General features: G+C 40.5%; 14 protein-coding genes. 10 read left to right on the top strand and 4 right to left on the bottom strand.

Annotated elements, in window-relative coordinates; translation table 11 throughout:
• Window positions 1-42 precede the first annotated feature (42 nt).
• The 9 genes from MOMA_RS04440 to parC all read left to right on the top strand — a co-directional run bounded on the left by MOMA_RS04440 (window position 43) and on the right by parC (window position 11,776).
• Window positions 43-1,770, top strand: coding sequence for a long-chain-fatty-acid--CoA ligase (locus tag MOMA_RS04440; protein WP_009767413.1), 1,728 nt, complete (start codon window positions 43-45; stop codon window positions 1,768-1,770).
• A 188-nt stretch (window positions 1,771-1,958) separates the two neighbouring features.
• Window positions 1,959-3,701 carry an AMP-binding protein gene (locus MOMA_RS04435; protein WP_009767412.1) on the top strand — a complete coding sequence of 581 codons (1,743 nt, stop codon included), beginning with the start codon at window positions 1,959-1,961 and terminating at the stop codon, window positions 3,699-3,701.
• Window positions 3,702-3,862: 161 nt separating this feature from the next.
• On the top strand, window positions 3,863-4,579 hold the full coding sequence (rph, locus tag MOMA_RS04430; RefSeq protein ID WP_009767411.1) for a ribonuclease PH: 717 nt from the start codon (window positions 3,863-3,865) through the stop codon (window positions 4,577-4,579).
• A gap of 1 nt (window position 4,580) precedes the next feature.
• Window positions 4,581-5,060: a hypothetical protein gene (locus tag MOMA_RS04425; protein WP_009767410.1), complete on the top strand. Its 480-nt coding sequence runs from the start codon at window positions 4,581-4,583 to the stop codon at window positions 5,058-5,060.
• 174 nt (window positions 5,061-5,234) lie between these two features.
• Entirely contained in the window at window positions 5,235-7,073 is a 1,839-nt protein-coding gene (gene glmS, locus MOMA_RS04420) for a glutamine--fructose-6-phosphate transaminase (isomerizing) (RefSeq protein ID WP_009767409.1), read from the top strand.
• Between the two features lie 9 nt (window positions 7,074-7,082).
• Window positions 7,083-7,553 (top strand): DNA polymerase III subunit chi, encoded by a 471-nt coding sequence (locus tag MOMA_RS04415; RefSeq protein ID WP_009767408.1) that lies wholly within the window; start codon window positions 7,083-7,085, stop codon window positions 7,551-7,553.
• A gap of 176 nt (window positions 7,554-7,729) precedes the next feature.
• Complete coding sequence (gene sstT, locus MOMA_RS04410) at window positions 7,730-8,938, top strand: serine/threonine transporter SstT (protein WP_009767407.1); 1,209 nt, start codon at window positions 7,730-7,732, stop codon at window positions 8,936-8,938.
• 275 nt (window positions 8,939-9,213) lie between these two features.
• Window positions 9,214-9,336, top strand: a complete 123-nt coding sequence (locus MOMA_RS10040) for a hypothetical protein (RefSeq protein ID WP_264622226.1) — start codon at window positions 9,214-9,216, stop codon at window positions 9,334-9,336.
• A gap of 220 nt (window positions 9,337-9,556) precedes the next feature.
• Window positions 9,557-11,776 carry a DNA topoisomerase IV subunit A gene (gene parC, locus MOMA_RS04400; protein WP_009767406.1) on the top strand — a complete coding sequence of 740 codons (2,220 nt, stop codon included), beginning with the start codon at window positions 9,557-9,559 and terminating at the stop codon, window positions 11,774-11,776.
• 38 nt (window positions 11,777-11,814) lie between these two features.
• Here parC and MOMA_RS04395 read toward each other — a convergent pair whose 3' ends face one another.
• From MOMA_RS04395 to MOMA_RS09550, 4 genes are all read right to left on the bottom strand, one after another.
• Window positions 11,815-12,426, bottom strand: coding sequence for a YqiA/YcfP family alpha/beta fold hydrolase (locus MOMA_RS04395; protein WP_009767405.1), 612 nt, complete (start codon window positions 12,424-12,426; stop codon window positions 11,815-11,817).
• Between the two features lie 99 nt (window positions 12,427-12,525).
• The gene (locus MOMA_RS04390; RefSeq protein WP_009767404.1) at window positions 12,526-13,746 is read right to left on the bottom strand and encodes a phosphoribosyltransferase domain-containing protein; all 1,221 of its coding nucleotides are present in this window, start codon (window positions 13,744-13,746) and stop codon (window positions 12,526-12,528) included.
• A 105-nt stretch (window positions 13,747-13,851) separates the two neighbouring features.
• The gene (serA, locus tag MOMA_RS04385; protein ID WP_009767403.1) at window positions 13,852-15,081 is read right to left on the bottom strand and encodes a phosphoglycerate dehydrogenase; all 1,230 of its coding nucleotides are present in this window, start codon (window positions 15,079-15,081) and stop codon (window positions 13,852-13,854) included.
• Window positions 15,082-15,293: 212 nt separating this feature from the next.
• On the bottom strand, window positions 15,294-16,301 hold the full coding sequence (locus MOMA_RS09550) for a YadA C-terminal domain-containing protein (RefSeq protein WP_152411764.1): 1,008 nt from the start codon (window positions 16,299-16,301) through the stop codon (window positions 15,294-15,296).
• A gap of 503 nt (window positions 16,302-16,804) precedes the next feature.
• Here MOMA_RS09550 and MOMA_RS04375 point away from each other — a divergent pair.
• Entirely contained in the window at window positions 16,805-18,202 is a 1,398-nt protein-coding gene (locus MOMA_RS04375; protein WP_009767401.1) for an FAD-binding oxidoreductase, read from the top strand.

Below are 18,202 nucleotides of genomic sequence, written 5' to 3'. Positions count from 1 at the left end.
ACGTATTTGCACAGACATAGATGAAAATTAAGGAAAATTCCCATGACAGATACCGCCAACACAACCGTAAAACTTGCCAGTGAACACACAATGCCATGGCTAAAAACCTATGAAAAATATGGACTCCCCTACCAAATAGAACTGCCTGATGACAACACAACTTTAATTGATATTTTTGAACGTAATTTTAAAAAATTTGGTGATAATACCGCTTTTATTTGCATGGGAGCAAGTTTAAGTTATCGCGAACTGGATATAAAAAGCCGTCAATTTGCGGTGTATTTACGCAGCCTTGGATTAAAAAAAGGCGACAGTGTGGCCTTGATGATGCCTAATATTTTGCAATACCCTGTGTGTATGATTGGAGTGTTGCGAGCAGGACTTACCCTTGTCAATGTTAACCCTTTGTACACATCTGGCGAACTTGCCCATCAGTTGGAGGATTCTGATGCCAAGGTTTTGGTGATTTTGGAGAATTTTGCCAAAACTTATCAAGACATTAACAAAAAGCTGGTTAAGCATGTTGTGGTTTGTTCTATGGGCGAGCTTATGAGCCCTATTAAAGGCTTTATTGTCAACTTTGCGGTGCGTCATATCAAAAAAATGGTGCCTGCGTGGCATATTGACAATCATGTAACCTTTAAACAAGCAATTGACAGTGCATCGGTTGATCAATATCAACGCCCAACCGATGTCAAAGGCAGTGATATTGCGGTGCTACAGTACACAGGAGGAACAACGGGTGTTGCAAAAGGTGCGATGCTTACCCATGCCAATTTGATTGCCAATTTGCACCAAGCTATGGTATACGCACGCAGTTTATTTAGCGAAGATGACACCCAGCTTCACGCAATGGTGGCTTTGCCTTTGTATCATATTTTTTCATTTACCGCCTGTGCTTTATTAGGCATGTATCAAGGCTTTATTTGTGTGCTAATTCCAAATCCGCGTGATTTAGATGGTTTTGTGAAAGAATTGGATAAATATAAACCTGTATTTTTACCTGCGGTAAATACCTTGTTTAATGGTTTGGCACATCATAAAGGCTTTCGTGAACTTGACCATAGCAACCTAAGAATGTCCCTAGGTGGCGGTATGTCAATACTTTCTAGCACCGCTGCTGAATGGCGTCGCGTAACAGGTACTGAAATTTTGGAGGGTTATGGCTTATCTGAAACATCACCGGTTGCCACTTTAAACCCACCACAAGTTGGGGCTTATACAGGCAAAATCGGTATTCCCATGCCATTGACCGACATCAAGTTATTAGATGATGAAGGGCGTGAAGTGGCAATTGGTGAACGTGGCGAAATTTCAGTAAAAGGCCCACAAGTCATGAAAGGCTACTGGAGACGCCCCGATGCCACTTCCGAGGTGATGACCGATGACGGTTATTTTAAAACAGGTGATATTGGCATTATCGACGATCAAGGCTTTGTTAAAATCGTCGATCGCAAAAAAGACATGATTTTGGTATCAGGATTTAACGTTTATCCCAACGAAATAGAAGAAGCCCTAACCAGACACCCAAAAGTGCTAGAATGTGGCGTGATTGGCGTAGCCCATGACAAAAGCGGTGAAGCACCAAAAGCCTACATTGTGCGTAAAGACAGCAGTTTGACCGAAAAAGAGTTGCTTGATTATGCCAAAACGGTATTGACAGGTTATAAACGTCCAAAATACATTAAATTTGTCGATGAATTGCCAAAATCCAACGTGGGTAAAATCTTACGCAAAGAAATTCGCAAACTAGAAGAGCAAAACGCTTAAATGGTTACAAGCAATCAATCAATTAATTAAAAAAATGAATTATTAGAAAATTAATTGCAAAAAAATAAATGCAAAAACCGTAAGTATGTTTCATCAAGAGTCTGCGGTTTTTGTTGATTGTTAAGCTGTTCTTACTAAGTTTTGTCAATTTTATTAATTTTTGTCAATTTGATTAAATCATTGCAAATATGCCCCAAAATTTAGCCAACACCGCCAGCAAAAAACCAGTTTGGGCAATTAGCTATGAACGCTATCATATCCAACCAAACATTCATTTGCCTGATTTTAACAGCTCGCTGATTGATTTATTGGAAAGCAGGCTTTGGCAATTTGCCGATCGCAACGCTTATATCAGCGGTCAACAAACGTTAAGTTATCACGAACTTGACTGTCAAAGCAAAATCGTAGCAAACTATCTACAAAGTCAAGGTTTTCAAACTGGCGAGCGGATTGGCATCATGTTGCCAAATTTATTGCATTATCCGATTATTGCCCTAGGCATTGTGCGTGCAGGCATGGTATTGGTGAGTGTCAATCCGATTCACACCGAACGCGAATTGGTTCACCAACTCAAAGACAGTGGCATTAAGGCCTTATTTTTATTAGATAAATTTCAAAATCATTTAACCAAAATCACAGATCAATTGCCCTGTTTAGAACAAGTGATTATTTGTCAAGACAGTGATTTTATGGGTTATTTTGCCAATCAACTTAGCTCGCTTGTGAACATTGGTTTTGGTGTGCAATTGCAACAAAATTTGACTTGGTTTAGCAAAAAACAAAAACTGATTAAGAGGGTTTATTTTTGTCAATTAAAAAAACACAGCCACAATCATACTTATGAAAAACCCAATTTAACCTTGGCAGATGTGGTATTGGTGCAGTACACCGGAGGCACAACAGGCGTGGCAAGAGGGGCTATGCTAACGCATGGGAATATCATTGCCAATATTTTGCAGATTGATAATTTGTTGCGATCGGCGTATGACGAATGCGATGACGATGTAGATGTGGTGCTATCCGCTTTGCCTTTGTATCATGTGTTTTCATTTAGTATTTGTTGTATGTTGTTGATTTATCGTGGGTTTTGTGGATTGTTGATTGTCAATCCCAGAAATGTAAACAGCATCATTGATGCATTGGCACAGCACCCTGCCAGTTTTATTTTGGGGGTGAATACCTTGTTTCATGCTTTATTGCAACAACGCCGTTTTCGCAAGTTGGATTTTTCTCATTTAAAAGCAACAATCGGTGGCGGTATGGCAATTTTACCAAAAATTGCTCACACTTGGCAACATATCACAGGCACGCCAATTGTTGAGGGTTACGGCCTATCCGAAACCGCTCCTGTGGTGGCATTTAATCCGTTAACCATTGCCAGTTTTACCAATAAAATTGGCATTCCTGCTCCTGCTACCGATGTGAAAATTATTAACGATGCCGAACAAGAAGTGCCAATTGGCGAAAGAGGCGAAATTGTGGTAAAAGGCCCACAGGTCATGAAAGGTTACCAAAACCTGCCAAATGAAACCGAACAATCGTTTACCAAAAATGGTTATTTACGCACAGGGGATATTGGCATTATGGACGAACGCGGTTTTATTAAAGTGGTTGATCGCAAAAAAGACATGATTTTGGTATCAGGATTTAACGTTTATCCAAACGAAATAGAAGCGGTTATGTTAGAACACCCTGATGTGGTAGAATGTGTCGCAATTGGCATACCATCTGCATTGCGCGGTGAAGAACCGAAAATTTTTGTGGTGAAAAGCAATCCGTTATTAAGCGAAAAAGCACTCATTGAATTTGGCAGACAAAATTTGACCGGTTATAAACGGCCGCGTCATGTCGCTTTTGTAGACAGTTTGCCAAAATCCGCGGTTGGCAAAATTTTGCGTCATGAACTGCGAAAACGCGAAGGGTTGATATAAAATGCTTGCTAAAATGCGTTACATAAGCGCACTACATAAGCGCGTTACGTTTTTTTCCTTGTCAAAAACAATTTGACAAGTTACTATAGCGTTATTTTGTCTAGGTTTTATTTTTTATTGTTTATTTTTTATTGTTTATTTTGTCAAATAAAGGAAATCTCATGCGTTCTGATAACCGTGAAAACAACCAATTGCGACCCATTAGCTTTCAGCGAAATTACACCAAACACGCCGAAGGCTCGGTATTGGTATGTTATGGTGATACCAAAGTGCTATGCACCGCCAGTATTGAAACCCAAGTACCGCGTTGGTTAAAAGGCACGGGCAAAGGTTGGATTACCGCCGAGTACGGTATGTTGCCACGTGCCACTCACGAACGCACTCAACGTGAGGCATCAAAAGGCAAACAATCTGGCCGCACCCAAGAAATTCAGCGTTTGATTGGACGTAGTTTGCGTGCAATGGTGGATTTAGAAAAACTTGGTGAAAATACCATTCACATTGATTGCGATGTCATTCAAGCCGATGGAGGCACACGCACAGCAAGCATTACAGGAGCGGCTGTTGCTTTGGTCGATGCTTTAGAAAAACTACAAAATAGCAAAAAATTAAAAGCCGATCCGTTGGTAGGTTTGGTGTGTGCTGTGTCTGTTGGCATTAAAAACGGCGAGGTGTTGCTGGATTTAAACTATGAAGAGGACTCAAGCTGTGATACAGATTTAAACGTTGTCATGACTCAAAAAGGTGAATTTATCGAAATTCAAGGCACGGCCGAAGAAAAACCCTTTACCAGAACTCAAGTAGACGAAATGTTAACCATCGCCGAACAAGGCATTAAAGATCTGATTGACAAACAACAAGCGGTTTTGGGTTGGTAATATGCTAAGCGTTACCGATAATGGGGTAAAAATTGCCCTAAATCACACGCACACAACCAATCCTTTTTTAAGCTTAATTATCACAACCGCGTTATTGTTAGCCATGGTGGGCGTGGCATTGGGGCTTGGGTTGTTGTCGGTAAGAGCAAGCATTGGGGCGTTGGCTGTCATTGCAATTTTGTCTTATTTTTGGCGATTTTATCAACAAAAACAAGCAATTATCAAAATCTCTGGCGGTCAAATTTTAGTAAGCAAACACCAAATTGAACACACGCACCCACTTGGCAAAAAAATCTATCACTTGCAAGCAGATGACAAGTTTGAGCTTATGGACAATCAATTAAGCGTAAAAACCGCTCAAGGCAAAATTCGCCTGTTGATAGTTGGATTTTCACAACCACAACACGCTAAAATCAGCCAAGCGGTATTGCAAGGCAAAACAATCCAAACTCAAGCCAAATCCATTAAAATGCAAGGCTAACTCAAAATAACACGGTTAACCAAAAACAGCACGGTTAACCCAGAATAATTTAACGCTTTGGAATTATTCTTTATCCTCGATAATGTTAATGACTAGGTATCAATGACTAGGTATCAATGACTAAGCAATAATCATTGACATTATCAAACTTAAACTTGATACTAAGGAACCATTATGTGCGGTATCGTTGGTGGCATTCGTAGCAATGCCAATGTGGTCGATTTTTTAACAGACGGCCTAAAAAGATTAGAGTATCGTGGCTATGATTCGTCAGGCATTGCGGTGCATAGTGCAGAAAAAATTAAGCGTGTGCGCCGTGTTGGGCGTGTACAGCTTATGGAAAACGCCGCCAAAGAAAAAGACCTATATGGCACGCTTGGCATTGGACATACGCGTTGGGCAACGCATGGGGGCGTAACCGAACCAAACGCCCACCCACACATTTCAGGCGGACTGATTGCCGTGGTGCATAACGGTATTATTGAAAATTTTGAAAGTGAACGCACACGCCTACAAGCATTGGGCTATGCGTTTGAATCACAAACCGATACCGAGGTCATTGCTCATAGCATCAAACACGAGTACAGTCAAAACGGCGGCGATCTGTTTTTGGCGGTGCAAGCCTCGACCAAAAATTTTCACGGTGCGTATGCCATTGCTGTGATTGCTCATGACAACCCAGATACAATGGTTGTTGCTCGCATGGGTTGTCCTTTATTGGTCGCTTTTGGTGATGATGAAGTGTTTATTGCCTCTGATGTGTCAGCAGTCATTGCATTTACGCGTAAAATCAGCTACTTAGAAGATGGTGATATTGCCCTATTAAACGCACAAGGCATCGTAAAACTCATTGACAAAACAGGACAATTAGCCACACGCGATATAAAAACCTCGCAATTGTCTTTGGCAAGTCTTGAACTTGGGCCATACAGCCACTTTATGCAAAAAGAAATTTACGAACAGCCAAAAGCCGTTGCCGATACCGCTGAGGTGTTTTTGGACGGAGGTTTTATACCAGATAATTTTGGTGAAAAGGCCGCCCAGGTTTTTCAAGATATTGACAGCATTAAAATTTTGGCGTGCGGTACGTCTTATTATTCAGCACTCACTGGCAAATATTGGCTTGAATCAATTGCCAAAATTCCATGTGATGTAGAAATTGCCAGCGAATACCGCTACCGTGATGTCATTGCAAATCCTAAACAATTGATCATCACAATCTCTCAATCAGGCGAAACCCTTGATACTATGGAGGCGTTAAAATACGCTCAAAGTTTGGGACATACGCACAGCCTATCAATCTGTAACGTCATGGAATCGGCTCTGCCTAGAAACAGTGAACTGGTGATTTATACGCGAGCAGGGGCTGAAATTGGGGTTGCCAGTACCAAAGCGTTTACCACACAATTGGTGGTATTGTTTGGTTTGGCGGTAACCCTTGGCGTGGTGCGTGGCGTGGTAACTGATAATCAAGTGGCCGATTATACCAACCAATTGCGTCATTTGCCAAATGACATTCAACACGCCTTAAACCTTGAAGCACAAATTGCCACCTGGGCCAGCAAATTTGCCTCAAAACCATCAGCGTTGTTTTTAGGGCGTGGTATTCATTATCCAATTGCTCTTGAGGGTGCCTTAAAACTCAAAGAAATTACCTACATTCACGCCGAAAGTTATCCTGCCGGTGAGTTAAAACACGGCCCATTGGCATTGGTTGATGAAAATATCCCCGTGGTCGTCATCGCTCCAAATGACAGTTTACTGGATAAAGTCAAAGCCAATATGCAAGAAGTATCCGCTCGCGGTGGCAAATTGTTTGTGTTTACCGATCTTGACAGTGATTTTACCGAAAGCGAGGAGGTTTGCGTCATTCGCACGCCTCGTCATATCGGTATTTTATCACCAATTGCCCATACCATTCCTGTGCAATTATTGGCATATCATTGTGCCTTAGCAAAAGGTACGGACGTGGATAAACCGCGCAATTTGGCAAAAAGTGTAACGGTTGAGTGATAAAACACCATGCAAGTTAACTTTTATATTTTGTCTCCACAACACCAATTGATGACATTTGTTTGTCAATTGGTACAAACCATTCTCAAAAAAAGCAGCAGCAATGTTCTGATTTTTGCAGACAGCACAGAATTAACCATGCTTGATGACAGGCTTTGGACAATGGATCCGACTGCGTTTATCGCCCACGAAATTTACCAAACGGACACTACAAACCGACATACACCACCTGTGTTAATCAGCGATAGGCAAGATTTTGCCAACCAATTTGACGGTATTTTAATCAACCTTACCGCCAAGGCATTGCTGCACAGCAATTTCGAAAAACTGCTAGAAATTATTGACCCAAATCCTGCAAAAATCGAACAAGGACGACAAAAATACCGCCAATACCAACAATATACCCAACAAATAAACCAACAAAATTCTGTCAATACAACTTTAACCCACATCACCTTACAAACATTTCATATTCGCTAAAAATTTTGTGTTTGTTTACAATTTTTTCTTTGATAATTTGTTTTGATTGTGTTAAAAAAGTGTTACAAAACATTCATTTGTCAGGTTATCAGTTAGGCATGAAAATGAAACTTTTGGTAAACGTTTCGCAATTTTTGCAAAAATAATTTTGTGTATTTCACAATTTTGAGGTGATTATGAAAGGACTGTGGCAAGCATATCAACGTATAGGACTTGTGCCGTTGATTATTATTGGTTTGGCAGCCGGTGCAATTGTCGGCGGCATCATGCCTGGTAGTGTAGGTTTTATCAGTATTTTTGGATCAATTTTTGTTGGTGCTTTAAAGGCAATTGCACCGTTGTTGGTATTTGTGTTGATTATTTCGTCGTTATCCCAGCACCAAATTGACACACAAGCAAACATACGCCCCATTATCATATTGTACTTGATTGGCACATTTTTGGCTGCATTGACAGCCGTGGTAGCAAGCATGCTGTTTCCGACCACATTGACTTTGGTAACTGGTGAAATTAGCCAAACGCCGCCGTCAAGCCTTGCACAAGTATTGACAACTTTGCTTAACAATATGGTAAGCAATCCTATCAAATCCATGGCAGAGGCCAACTACATGGGTGTATTGACATGGGCGATTTTACTGGGATTGGCATTGCGCCAAGCATCAGAAAAAACCAAACAAGTGATTAGCGATGCATCGGAGGCGGTATCAAACGTGGTAAAATGGGTTATTTGGTTTGCCCCATTTGGTGTGTTTGGTTTGGTCGGTCAAACGGTTGCTGAAACAGGCATTCAAGGTTTGTTAAGCTATGGTAAAATATTAATGGTATTGGTTGGTTCAATGCTGTTTATTGCCTTGGTGATCAATCCGTTGATTGTGTTTGTCAAAACTCGCAAAAACCCCTATCCGCTTGTCTTTACCTGCTTGCGCGAAAGTGGCATTACTGCATTTTTTACCCGCTCATCAGCGGCCAACATTCCTGTGAATATGAATTTGGCAGCCAAACTGGGGCTACACAAGGACACTTATTCGGTTGCTATTCCGCTTGGTGCAATTATGAATATGGCAGGAGCTGCTATCACCATTAACGTTATGGCATTATCAGCTGCCCATACTTTAGGCATGAATGTGGATTTTGTATCGGCGTTGTTGTTGGCGATTGTAGCAAGTTTGGGAGCGTGCGGTGCATCAGGTGTGGCAGGTGGCTCGTTGCTCCTTATTCCATTGGCGTGTAGTTTTTTAAACATTCCTGACGACATTGCAATGCAAGTGGTGGCAATTGGTTTTATCATCGGCGTGGTACAAGATTCAGTAGAAACTGCCTTAAACTCATCAACCGACGTGTTGTTTACCGCGGCCGCCGATCCTGCGTATGCCTATAAAGGCTAAGTTTTTTTGGCGGTTTATTGAAAATTTATTAAAAAAGACTGGTTTTTTGCCAGTCTTATTGTTTTTATTTTTTCAAATTATTTTTTCGCATTTAGCCAGCCAAGGTGCAAATTCACGCAAGTCTTGAAGCTGATATGCACCTTCTGCCTAAATCCCCCATATTAATACAAAAAGGATAGATAAAATGCCAAAAATCACAACCCAAAAACCAAAGCACAAATTCAAGCCGATTCGGATAAAAACGCGGTGTTAAAGTTGCAAGTTATAAATTCCCAGTGGCGTTTATTGACAATCCGGCGGATCTGTCAAAAACAACTGGCCTTTCGCGCTCCGATATTCTTATGCAAGCGGTGGATCTTTGGCAAAAGCAGCGGATCGATCAAAAGCACAAAGCCTAAAAACAAAACCACAAACAAAGCCACAAACAAAACAGAATTTGCTTGTTTTTTTTAAATTATTGGGTATCATAGCCATCATATTTTTATTCGTATTAGCATTGTTGTTAGCATTGTTTGTTGTTAGCATTGTTTGTTGTTAGCATTGTTTGTTGTTAGCATTGTTTGTTGTTAGCATTGTTATTGGTGTTGTTACCAGTATTTAAAACCTACCAGAGAGATTATGACCAAGCCCATTCACGACTTACAGACCAGATCGGTTGCCGAATTTACCGAGCAAGCCTACCTAAATTATGCCATGTACGTCATCATGGACAGAGCTTTACCCAACATAGCGGACGGCCTAAAACCTGTGCAACGCCGTATCGTCTATGCAATGAGTGAGCTTGGCCTAAAAAACACCGCCAAACCCAAAAAATCAGCACGCACCATAGGCGACGTTATTGGCAAATATCACCCACACGGCGATTCTGCTTGTTATGAAGCAATGGTTTTGATGAGTCAACCGTTTAGTTATCGCTATCCACTTATTGACGGCCAGGGCAATTTTGGCTCTCCCGACGATCCAAAATCCTTTGCAGCCATGCGTTATACCGAAGCCAAATTATCCAATTATGCCAATACATTACTCACCGAACTTGGACAAGGCACAGTGGATTGGCATGACAATTTTGATGGCACACTAAACGAACCGATTACCTTACCCGCTCGCTTGCCAAATATTTTGCTAAATGGCACAACAGGCATTGCCGTTGGTATGGCAACCGACATTCCTCCACACAATTTAACCGAAGTGGTAAAAGGCTGCATTGCTTTATTAAAAAACCCCACACTTTGTGATAAACAATTGCTTAAATACATTCCAGCTCCTGATTTACCAACCTGTGCTGAGATCATTTCATCGGCCGATGATTTGTTACAAATGTACACCACAGGACGCGGTAGTTACAAAATGCGAGCCACTTACCACCTTGACGAAAAAGAAAAAAACCTTGTGATCATTGATGCCCTACCCTATCAAGTGGCGGGCAAAAAAGTGATCGAACAAATTGCAAACCTAATGATTGGCAAAAAATTGCCATGGGTTGTAGACATTCATGATGAATCCGATCACCAAAATCCATGCCGAATTGTACTAGAACTTCGCTCAAACCGTGTGGATACGGATATGGTCATGGGGCATTTGTTTGCTGTTACCGATCTTGAAACCAGTTTTCGCGTAAATTTAAACATGATTGGTGTCAATGGCAAACCACAAGTAAAATCACTCAAAACCATTTTAACCGAATGGCTATCGGTTCGGCGTCAAACCGTTGTGCGTCGTTTAAATTATCGTTTGGTGAAAATTAATGAGCGTTTGCACATCATTGCAGGGTTGTTAATCGCTTATTTAAACCTTGATGAGGTGATTGACATCATTCGCGAAGATGACAACCCAAAAACCCAGCTGATGGCAAAATTTGATTTAACCGACATTCAAGCCAACGCAATTTTAGATCTGCGTTTACGCCAATTAGCCAAACTAGAAGAAATCGAACTCAAAGCCGAACAATCTGACTTAACCACCCAAAAAGATCAGATTGAAAATTATCTAAACAATCCCAATGCCTTAACAACGCTTTTAATTGATGAACTGACCTTTGACATGAAAGCACACGGCGACAAAAGAAAATCACCACTTGTTGAACGTAAGACTGCAGTTGCCTTGACTGACAGTGATTTAACCCCAAGCGAGCCTGTTACCATCATCTTATCCAAAGCAGGTTTTATCCGATCTGCCAAAGGACACATCGATCCTGGCAACATGAGTTATCGTTCAGGCGATACATATCTAACCCACACCCACGCCAAATCAAGCGATAAAGTGTATCTGTTAGATTCAACAGGACGCAGCTACAAATTGGATGCACACAATTTACCCTCCGCACGCGGTCAAGGCGAACCATTGACAAGCCTATTAAAACCACCAAGTGGGGCAAGTTTTTTACAAGTCTTAACAGGCTTAGACGATGATAAAATCGTGTTGGCAAGCACCCAAGGCTATGGCTTTATCAATCAACTTGGCACGCTTGACACCGCCCAAAAAGCCGGTAAAGCGGTGATTAATTTTGATGCACAAGCCACTTTACTCACCCACAAAATCCGTAAAAATGACACCCTGTTTGCTGTAGCCAACTCATCGGGCTATTTACTTGTTTATCCGCTTGATGAATTGCCTATGTTAAAAAAAGGCAAAGGCAACAAACTGATGGATCTAAAGTCTGGTGAAACTTTGGTGGCATTGACAACATTTAACGAAACCGATCATTTGGTGATTACAGCAGGCAAACGCACGTTTGGTTTAAAACCCAATGACATCACAGCCTTTATGGGCAGTCGCGGACGGCGTGGCTTTCAATTACCAAAAGCTTTTTGCAAGGTTGATTTTTTGATGCACGCTTAAGTTTTGCACTTAAGTTTTCAAAAGCCTGTCGCAAAATTTTAACTCAACATCTTACCAAACAAAAACGCGATCACTTGCTCAAGTTTTGTCGCAAAATCACTCATGTTGTGATCGCCCCCATCTTCTATCACCAAATGCGACTGGTGCTGATTTTGACTATAAAAATCAACAGCCTTGCGATAATCCAACACTTCATCACCGGTTTTTAATAACACCAAAAATTTATCAGCGTGAATAGCCACCTTGGGGCGGTGCGTTTTTAACCAATCCAAATCCGCCTTGGTAATTTGCCAACCCAACGGCGTGGTATATAAGACAAAATCATCAGCCAAAGCATTAACATCACCGTCATAAAAACGGGTTAAACTTTCGCCCGGATTTGTGCTTGGATTAATCAGCACAGTCTTACAGTCATATTGATTGGCAAGTAAAGTAGCAAAATAACCACCAAGCGAACTTCCAACAAGGCCTGTCTGTGCGTCTTTGGCAATTAAATCGGTCAAAATTTGCACAACCTTATCAGGAGCATGATTCAAATTTGGACAATGCACCTGGATATCAGGGAAGTTTTTTTCACAAAAACTTTTTAACAATTGTCCTTTTTCGGCCAAATGACTGCTGTTTAGCCCATGAATATAAATAAGTTGCATGATTGTCAATCCTCATTAACAAACAGATAAGTAATTAAAACAAGTATAACAAGAAAATTTAACAAATACCATTCATTAAGTTTCTTAACAATGCCAGTTTTAGCCCTCTGCCAATATCAACACTTTGCCTTGCTCGGCCAAATTTTGCCAAAGGCTATCCACACTGTCGCTCGGTGTTTCAATACACAAAATCACCAAATCCCACGCATCAAAATCGACGTTATACACAAAATTTGTCATTCCTAAACCATAATTATCGGTAAAACTTAATACAGATTTTACCGCGGTTTGGCTGTTGGTTGCTTGCTTGTTCGTTGTTTGGTTGTTGGTTGTTTGGTTGTCAATTGCAATTGGTGAACGGGTCAAGGCTGCAAATTTTACATTGATTTGCCAATCATCTGCCAAACACTCCGCCAACAAAAACGGCAACCACACAAACTCATTGCTGCCCAACACCAACACCCTCTTTAAATGACATTTATCAATATTTTCTAACTGTTTATACAAATTTTTTAATAAATTCGGTAAAAATTCGGTGCTGTTTAGGGTGGGTTTTCTTCCCCAATTCCCCGTTGGTAATAACGGTTGGCTGCCTGCTTTTGTTGTGGCAACATTAGGCATTTGTATGTTGTGATTATGTGCTGTATCCGTCCAAATCCATTGCCCTGCCAATAAATGATGACGAAAAAACCGCTGTTGACTAAAAGGATTGCTGCTAACTTGTCCAAGCGACCAATCCACCAATGTTGCCAAATGCACCTGCTCCAACTGGTTTAACCCCGCTTGTATCAAGGCATTGACTAAATTTTGGCAAGTTTTACCTGTAGAGGCTTCATCATCTACCATAATCAAGGTTTTTGCAGACAAAATTTGTTGCCTGATTGCCAAATCATCACTTTGATAAATCAAGTGTTGACTGGCATGGCTGTGATCTTCGCGAAACGTTGTTAACAGATCGCCTGCTTGAGCATGACGGGTGGAATTTAACAAAATCGCATTTGGATAACGCCGCTGTAAAGTTTGGTGCACGCCTGCTGACAATCCAACCGCCGTTTCTGCCATGCCAAATACCAAAATTGGCTGAGGTAAGTTATCACAAATTTGTTCTGCAAGGCATTCAAACGCCGATCTCATCTGATCTGGTGCAACAGGAATATGCCTACCTAACACTTTTGACACAAACAAAAATGCCCGTTTTGGATTAATGCGTTCAGCAAATCCGAGCAGATCATCAAGCTGATAGCCAGATTTTGTTTGGTAAGTTAATTCAAGCCTGCCACGTGATAACAAAACAAGCCTGTGTTGCGTAAAATTTGACATGATATTTTTCCACAAAAAAGACCCATTGATGTTACAATAAGCCTTTTTCACAATCCTTTTTTAACAATTTTTTGACAAACATGCTGTTAATTGTAATGATGTCAATTAAAACAACACACGCACTTTAATCGTCTCGGGCACAGCTTTTAGGCGTTCTAATGCTTTGGCAGAGTCGCCATCGTCCACGTCCATTACAAGATAACCAACATCACCCTCGGTCATCATATTTTGTGCCAAAATATTAATGCCTGCGTTGGCAAAAGATAGGTTAATTTGGGATAGCACACCCGGTACATTTTGGTGAATGTGCAACAAACGGTGCGTACCGTCTTTAAAGGGCACGGTAACGTTGGGAAAATTAACCGCTGATAACGTATCACCCATATCCGAATAACGCACGAATTTTTCTGCAACCTCAAGGCCAATATTAGCCTGCGCTTCTTGGGTTGAACCACCAATATGTGGCGTCAAAATCACGTTATCAAAAGCACGCAGTGGCGATTCAAACTCTTCATCGGCTGATTTTGGCTCTTTTGGAAAAACGTCCAAGGCTGCACCAAGAATATGCCCTGATTGTAACGCATCTGCCAAATCATCAATCACCACGCATTTGCCACGCGCAGCGTTAATTAGGTGCGATTTTGCTTTCATTTTGGCAAGTTGTTGTTTGCCAATCATCTCACGCGTTTCAGGCAGATCAGGAACATGCAAGGTTACCACATCACTGTTTGCCAACAATTCATCTAAATTTGCCACTTGGCGCGCATTGCCCATTGGCAATTTGGTAACTGCATCGTGATAAATCACTTTCATGCCCATGTTTTCAGCAAGAACCGACAACTGTGAACCAATAGATCCATAACCAACAATGCCAAGGGTTTTGCCACGCACTTCATAACTGTTTGTGGCGGATTTGCCCCAACCACCACGATGCACCACCGCGTTTTTTTCAGGAATGCCACGCATAAGCATAATAATCTCAGCCATCACCAATTCTGCCACTGAACGCGTGTTAGAATATGGGGCATTAAATACTGGAATGCCAAGTTCTCTGGCACAATCTAAATCCACCTGATTTGTGCCAATACAAAAACAACCAATTGCCACAAGTTTTTCGGCTTTTTCAAGCACCTTGCGTGTTAATTGAGTGCGTGAACGTATGCCAATAAAGTGGGCATCTTTGATTTTTTCAATCAGTTCGGCTTCATCAAGGGCGGTTTTGATGTTTTCAACATTGGTATAGCCTGCATCCGCTAAAACTTTAAAGGCATTGTCATGCAAGCCCTCAAGCATTAAAAAGCGAATTTTGTCTTTGCTAAGTGATAAATCGGTCATGAATTGTCCTTGTCAATGGCTTATGAATAAAAAATTATTTAACTTTGCTATTTAAACCGTCTTAAACCGTCGTTAAAATTAACAAATTGTATAAAAATAAAATATTGTATAAAAATATTGTATAAAAATCTAACACAAAACAAACTTACAGTAAACAACAAAAACGCCCAATTAGGACGTTTTTGTTATTTAAAACCAATCCTTACACGCAATTAAAATTCATAGTTAACCGCAATGTTATAAGTTGCCTTGGATTTTTTGCCACTGGTAACAGCAGCCCCACCTTTAATCGCAAGTTTTTCAGTCGCACGGTAACCTGCTCCAAGTGCCACTGCACCTTGATTGCCATAAGCACCGTAAGCAGCCGATAGGTTAAATTTACCAACATTATAAGGCTGGAATAAACCACTTAACGCCGCTTGAGTTGCCATGCTTTGGTTTAGTTGCGTTTCAAAAGCATTGACACGCGTATCTAAAGCATCAACCCGACTGTTTAACTGACCGATTTGTTGAGTTGGGTTGTCAAGCACCAATTTGTCAATAGCCGCTTTGTTTGCAGCAACCCCAGCTGTATTTTTGTCAATAGCGGTTTTGTTGGTTTTCAGTGCTGTTTCATTGGCTTCGGTTTTGGTTTTATTGGCCTGAACCTTGGCATTGGTTTTGTCAAATTCTGCTTTTATGTGAGCATCGGTTGCTTTTTGTTTTTTATCAACCAACTCAACCGCACGTTCAATGTCTTTTTTATTTTGTGCCACAACATTGCCAACTTTTTTTAATCCATCGTTTGTGCTGTCAATGCTCTTTTTTAGGTTTTTTACGCTGTCGTTATTGGTTTTGATGTTGGCATTGGCTTTGTCAAATTCTCTTTGAGTGATTTGAAACGCGGTGGCAAGTTTGCTCTCGGTTGCGTTTTGTCTGTCTACAACTCCCAAAATATTGGTTTCGTGTACGTTCAGTCTATCTTCGTGTGCATTGATAAATTCAATGCTTTTTTTCACCGCAGCACGCACTTCTTTATCTTTTTTATCTTGGTCTGCTGCTTTGTCTGCTACTTTTTTGATTTCACCGTTTGCTGTGTTAAATCTTTTGTCTACTTGTTGGATAATCCATAAATCGGCAAGGTTTGACACTCTGCTTGCATCTTCTGCAGCACGTCTTTCCGCTTCAGCAGCAGGTAACAGAAGATTAGGAGCGAATGTAGCGGCGGAAGCAGCTGTCAACCCCCCCCGAAAGCCACCAGCACCAAAGTTTGGGTTAAAAGTTTTTTGCTAAATTGGTTCATAGGATTATCCTTTTGTTTTGATTAATAAATGTTTTTGAATAAAATACCACAACAATTTAATTTTAGCTTAAGTTAGTTCTAGCTTAGCCTATTTTTATCCTTTTTTTATATATAAAAACATCATATAAAAACATCATGTAAACGAAATGCAACGCTTCCATTGCTACCTTTCCATTTTTAACTTAACTTAATCTTAACATCTTAACTTAATTTAGTTTTAACTTAATAATAACAAAGATAACAAAATCGATAAAAAACTACAAGGCATTAAATTAAATTGTCAATGGATTGTAACAAAATTAAAAGCATTTAACAAATTTAATTTACACAAACACAACAAAAAGATTTATTAAAATACTTGTATTTAACAGTAAATATTTTTTATTTTACCAAAAGATTAAAATTTGCACTATAATAAACAATCAAAAAAAGGAGCACCTTATGAACCAAGCCCAAAACCTTATCAATCGCTTAACCCAATTAGGCTTTGTATCCAATCAATTCAAAACCCACGCTGATGATTTAACGTTTTTTGGTAAAGACCAAACCAAGCATTTTGAACCAAATCCGTGCGTGATTGTTTTTCCAAAATCTACCGAACAAGTGCAACAAATCGTCAAACTGTGCAATGAATTACAACTTGTCATCACGCCAAGTGGCGGACGCACGGGACTTTCGGCAGGAGCGGTGGCAAGCAAAGGCGAGGTGGTAATTAGCCTTGACAAAATGAACAAAATTTTAAATTTTTACCCATCGGATCGCATGGTGGAAGTGGAAGCTGGGGTTGTTACCAAAAATTTGCAACATTTTGCCCAAGAGCAAGGGCTGTATTATCCGGTGGATTTTGCCTCAAGTGGATCAAGCCAAATTGGTGGCAATATTAGCACAAATGCAGGCGGTATTAAGGTTATCCGCTACGGTATGACCAGAAACTGGGTGCTGGGCCTGACTGTGGTAACAGGAGATGGTAAGATTTTAAAACTTAATAAAGGCATGCTAAAAAACGCCACAGGTTATGATTTGCGTCATTTGTTTATTGGTGCAGAGGGTACGCTGGGTATTGTTACCGAAGCCCAAATTAAACTTGAACGTCCGCCAAAAAACTTAACCGTTATGGTGCTTGGCGTAGAAAAATTTAGTCATATTATGCAGATTTTGGCTAATTTTCAACATAAAATTGATCTAAGTGCGTTTGAGTTTTTTGACCAAGTGGCAATGACTAAATTATTAGCCGCTAACACTGTGGTGCGTCCGTTTGAGTCAGATTGTGCGTTTTATGCTTTGCTTGAATTTGAAGCGCCGTATGAACCGATTATGGACGAGGCAATGGCGGTATTTGAATACTGTATGGAGCAAGGTTTTGTTATCGACGGCGTGATGAGTCAATCGTTATCACAAGCCAATGAGCTTTGGAAATTGCGCGAGTCCATTTCAGAAACCATTTCAGTATTTACGCCGTATAAAAATGATTTGTCCGTGTTAATCACTCATGTGCCTGATTTTATTAGTGAAATTGATAAAATCGTTGCGGATAATTACCCTGATTTTGAAGTGTGTTGGTTTGGACATATCGGCGATGGCAATTTGCATTTAAACATTTTAAAACCCAACAACTTAACCAAAGATGAGTTTTTTGACAAATGCAAAATCGTCAATCAATACGTATTTGAAACAGTGCAAAAATATAACGGATCGATCTCAGCAGAACACGGCGTGGGTATGACTAAAAAAGCGTATTTAAATTATACGCGCAGTTGTGATGAAATTGCCTACCTAAAAGGCATAAAAGCGGTATTTGATCCCAACCAGATCATGAACATAGGCAAAATTTTTGATTGA

This window comes from Moraxella macacae 0408225, assembly GCF_000320365.1.
Lineage (GTDB): Bacteria > Pseudomonadota > Gammaproteobacteria > Pseudomonadales > Moraxellaceae > Faucicola > Faucicola macacae.
Note: the sequence above shows the minus strand (reverse complement) of the source record. Positions and strands in the feature narration are given on the sequence as shown.

Coding starts and splice junctions, on each gene's coding strand:
- MOMA_RS04390 (WP_009767404.1), bottom strand. CDS start 13,746: ATGTCAAATTTTACGCAACACAGGCTTGTTTTGTTATCACGTGGCAGG.
- MOMA_RS04375 (WP_009767401.1), top strand. CDS start 16,805: ATGAACCAAGCCCAAAACCTTATCAATCGCTTAACCCAATTAGGCTTT.
- glmS (WP_009767409.1), top strand. CDS start 5,235: ATGTGCGGTATCGTTGGTGGCATTCGTAGCAATGCCAATGTGGTCGAT.
- MOMA_RS04435 (WP_009767412.1), top strand. CDS start 1,959: ATGCCCCAAAATTTAGCCAACACCGCCAGCAAAAAACCAGTTTGGGCA.
- MOMA_RS04425 (WP_009767410.1), top strand. CDS start 4,581: ATGCTAAGCGTTACCGATAATGGGGTAAAAATTGCCCTAAATCACACG.
- parC (WP_009767406.1), top strand. CDS start 9,557: ATGACCAAGCCCATTCACGACTTACAGACCAGATCGGTTGCCGAATTT.
- rph (WP_009767411.1), top strand. CDS start 3,863: ATGCGTTCTGATAACCGTGAAAACAACCAATTGCGACCCATTAGCTTT.
- MOMA_RS04415 (WP_009767408.1), top strand. CDS start 7,083: ATGCAAGTTAACTTTTATATTTTGTCTCCACAACACCAATTGATGACA.
- serA (WP_009767403.1), bottom strand. CDS start 15,081: ATGACCGATTTATCACTTAGCAAAGACAAAATTCGCTTTTTAATGCTT.
- sstT (WP_009767407.1), top strand. CDS start 7,730: ATGAAAGGACTGTGGCAAGCATATCAACGTATAGGACTTGTGCCGTTG.
- MOMA_RS04440 (WP_009767413.1), top strand. CDS start 43: ATGACAGATACCGCCAACACAACCGTAAAACTTGCCAGTGAACACACA.
- MOMA_RS04395 (WP_009767405.1), bottom strand. CDS start 12,426: ATGCAACTTATTTATATTCATGGGCTAAACAGCAGTCATTTGGCCGAA.